At 53.0% G+C, this 973-nt stretch carries 1 pseudogene; it reads left to right on the top strand.

Features of this window, described 5'->3' with window-relative positions:
• Positions 1 to 793: pseudogene (locus AC1DRJ_RS29635) on the top strand (hypothetical protein); the annotation flags it as partial.
• Positions 794 to 973 lie beyond the last annotated feature (180 nt).

The following is a 973-nucleotide window of genomic DNA, read 5'->3' as shown; positions in this document are numbered from 1 at the left end:
GCACGAGTTTTATGCCACTGATCTAAAAACGGTCGGGTTCTGCTTCATGGCGAGCTACCTCACCCTCAGGATGATAAGCCCCGATTTCTGGGATCCAGCTAATCAGCAGAAAATTTTGCAGCCCCTGCCTCCTTACAGAATGGGGTCGCTCATGCAGGTCTATGCCGACGCCCTAGTGCAGTTCCATGACATGTCATTTGAAGATGCGCAAAAATACGTCTACGCGTGGTGCGTCGGGTCTGAGCGGGCCTTCGCCAACCTCTTGGCCGAGTCTGGCCAAGGTGAATTTCAGTTGAGTGCAATCGATAGCTTCTTCAACGAGGTAGGTCGCTACAACGAGAAGGTAAACGAGGCCTACGACATGCTCGCAGCAGAGCTGGGCGAATTCGCAATGGGAGAAACCACCAAGGTGATCCATCCTCGTCCCAGGACTTGCGACTACGTGGTTTTGAAAGGACTCCAGCATGGCACCGAGTTCATCGGCATCCTCGAAGCGAAGCATTCCGAGATCAACCCGAAAAAACTCGACTTGCAATTCTTTTTCAAGGAACGCGGACTGCTCACTGGGCTGCCCTTCCCCCTCACGTTCTTTCAAGAGTTTGAAGGCGACATGATCCAGGAAGCCTTGACAGTAAACGGCAGGAACTACGTAGCCGACTCTCAGGAAGTGGTAGCCATTGAAGCAGTCGAACTTTCGTCCATTACGGACAAGACTGACCTCTTCCGCTTCGCCTTGCAGAACAGCGAATGCTCCAAGCTCAAACATGATCTGATTGAGTTCCTGAAGGCGTAACATCTCACAGCAAGGCAGGCCGCCTGAACCAGTCTTGGCGGCCTATCTTACCTCTCATCAGGCTTGCCAGCCCAACCTCCTCAGCCTCTGTGATTTCTTCCGAGCGTGCCTACGATCATCTCCGGCGATGCCGCTTGGCGCATTTTCAATCGATGGCCGTTTGATAAAGTTGGTCAGCCC

It is taken from the genome of Pseudomonas sp. P5_B2 (assembly GCF_056400445.1).
The sequence above is the reverse complement of the archived record's forward strand: the minus strand, read 5'-3'. Positions and strand labels throughout refer to the sequence as shown.